The organism is Bartonella sp. AA1HLJMS (assembly GCF_042197445.1).
Taxonomy (GTDB): domain Bacteria; phylum Pseudomonadota; class Alphaproteobacteria; order Rhizobiales; family Rhizobiaceae; genus Bartonella.
Genome location: NZ_JBHIRW010000100.1, coordinates 1 through 2,761, shown reverse-complemented (window position 1 = coordinate 2,761; position 2,761 = coordinate 1). Strand labels below are relative to the sequence as shown.

Annotated in this window: 3 protein-coding genes; all 3 read left to right on the top strand. The window is 44.4% G+C overall.

The genetic code is table 11. The features are described from left to right. The coding region (locus ACFIQE_RS09435) for a phage terminase large subunit family protein (RefSeq protein WP_375707616.1) at positions 1-1,875 on the top strand (1,875 nt) is incomplete at its 5' end. A gap of 3 nt (positions 1,876-1,878) precedes the next feature. Next, positions 1,879-2,127 carry a phage head-tail joining protein gene (locus ACFIQE_RS09430; protein WP_273757285.1) on the top strand — a complete coding sequence of 83 codons (249 nt, stop codon included), beginning with the start codon at positions 1,879-1,881 and terminating at the stop codon, positions 2,125-2,127. Continuing rightward, positions 2,127-2,761 (top strand): phage portal protein (locus ACFIQE_RS09425; RefSeq protein ID WP_375707615.1); only part of this gene is annotated, 635 nt, incomplete at its 3' end. The genes ACFIQE_RS09430 and ACFIQE_RS09425, both read left to right, overlap by 1 nt.

Genomic DNA, 2,761 nt, shown 5'->3' with positions numbered 1-2,761 from the left:
CCTGACCCGCCTTATACTGTTTCCCAGTGGGCTGATAAAAATCGTTATTTGAGCACAGTTACGAGTGCTGAGCCTGGGTTATGGAGGACTATACGTACCCCCTATTTACGAGAGATCATGGATAATCTTTCTGTTTATGATCCGACTGAAACAACGGTTGTGATGAAGGGGGCTCAGATTGGAATGTCGGAAGCAGCGTTGAACTTTTGTGGTTATGCCATTCATCATAGTCCAGGACCTGCCCTTTATGTGATGCCGACAGTGGAGACCGCTAAGAAACTGTCAAAGTCTCGTCTTGATCCGATGATTTCAGCTAGCCCTGCTTTAAGTGAACGCATTGCTCCTGCTCGTGCAAGAGACAGTGGAAATACAATGTTTTCAAAGGAATTTTATGGGGGGACATTGATGATTACAGGAGCAAATAGTGCTGCTGGATTGCGTTCTTCTCCTATTCGCTATTTGGTTTTGGATGAAGTCGATGCTTATCCATTGAATGTCGATAATGAAGGCGATCCTGTAACAATTGCTGAAAAACGAACCTCTGCTTTTATTCAACGTAAAATTTTTAAATTGTCCACGCCGACACACCGTGACACAAGCCGTATCGCCAAGGATTTTATGCTTGGTGATCAGAGATATTACAATGTTCCTTGTGATGCGTGTGGTACGCTACAACCGATTGTTTGGTCACAAATCAAGTGGATAAAAGGCGCCCCCGAAAAAGCTGTTTTTGTTTGTGCACATTGTGGTCATGAACATGCCGAACATCGTAAGTCCACCTTAATGGCAGAAGAAAACGGTGCTTGCTGGATCGCAACACAGGAGTCAAGTAAGCCTCGTCTGCGCTCTTATCATATTTCGGCACTCTATTCCCCATGGCTGACTTGGGGCAATTTTGCGCGCGAATTTTTAAGAGCCAAAGAAGACCCTGCTCTTTTGCAAGTTTTTATTAATACAGTGCTTGGAGAGCCATGGGAGGACAGAACAGGCGAAGTTATTGATCCTGATAGCCTCTATGCAAAACGCGAAGATTACCCTCTTGCACCAGAACAATCCGTCGTGTTGACAGCAGGCATTGATGTGCAAAATGACCGCTTGGAACTTGAAGTGGTGGGATGGGGACGCAGTGAAGAAAGTTGGCATATTGATTATCAAGTGATCCTTGGTGATCCCTCTTCTTTTGAAGTATGGGACCAATTGGATGAATATCTTGCAAAACGCTGGCCACATCCAGGCTATAAAGAGGGGATTAGGATAACAGCTGCTTGTATTGATACCGGTGGTGGACATACACAGGCAGTTTATAATTATGTACGCCCGCGTGAAGGGCGGCGTATCTGGGGGATTAAGGGGCAAGCGGGATGGCGTGCAGTCTGGCCACGCCGACCAAGCAAAAACAATAAAGGACAGATTAATCTCTATATTGTTGGGGTTGATGCAGCAAAAGATATTATCACAGCACGGTTTAAAAAATCCGGTTCTGAAGCATCGGGGGCTGGTGCAACACACTTTCACAAAAGCCTTGATCGAGAATATTTTGACCAACTGACCGCTGAAAGAAAAGTCATCAAATATTTCAAAGGCTTCAAGCGTATTGAATGGCAAAAAAGTGAAAAGGCAAGAAACGAAGCCTTGGATTGTAGGGTCTATGCTTATGCGGCTTTACAAGGTCTGATTTCGGCGGAAATAAACCTTAATCGAGAAGTCGATATCTTAGAAGAGCGTCTGGAAAAACTTAAAATTGAAGGCGCTTTAGAACAGCCAACATCAGAACATGTGCCCTCTCCTTCTCCAAGAAGATCTCAGACAGCACAGCCTCAAAAGAAGCCATTCAGAACAATGATGAATCCTTATATGCGAGGGGATTGGAGGTAATTTGTGGGTGAAACTTTAGAACCAATTAACAGTAAAATTGAAAGACTTGAAAACTTAAAAAGGCGGCGTGAACAAATTGAAGAGGCTCTTTATTCGGGTGCGCAATCGGTGCGCCATGGCGATAAGCAAGTAAGCAACCGTTCTGTTGAGGAACTGCGCAGAGCGCTTGAGATGCTGAACACACAAATAGCGGACCTTGAAGGGCGCAAGCGTTCACGCGTTTTCTATTTTAATATATCACGAGGCTATTAATGGCTGGCTTTATCAATAAACTCACGGGCTTTTTTACAATTTCTCGTCAACACAATCCCCATTTTGAAGCGGCAAGTAAAAGCCGCCGTATGGGTGGTTTTGACCCCGCCAAAAAACATATCAATAAAGCCATTGAGGAATGCGGTGATACCATTGTTGCCCGTTCAAGATGGCTTTATGACAATGAATCTCTTTATGGGTCTGCAACGGAGGAATGGGTCTCTGCGGCTGTAAGTGATGGGATTAAACCTTATCCTCGCATTGAAGGCTTTCAAGAAGAAAAGAAAAAGCTTTTAGACTTATGGTGGCAATGGGTTGATGAAGCAGACTATGATGAAGATACCAGCTTTTATGGGCTGCAAGCAACCATTGCACGAGAGGTCTTTTTAACAGGAGAGTGCTTTGTAAGATTGCATTATGTTGACCTTTATGGGCGCTCTGGCGTGCCTCTTCAATTGCAAGTTTATCCAACCGAAATGCTAGACCTTACCTACAATGGACCTGCTGAGATTGAAGGCAATTACATTCGTATGGGGATTGAATTTAACGCCAGTGGTAAGCGCGTTGCTTATCATTTCTGGGAACATCACCCCTATGATGATGTCCCTGCAAATATGGCATTTGAGAGCCAAGA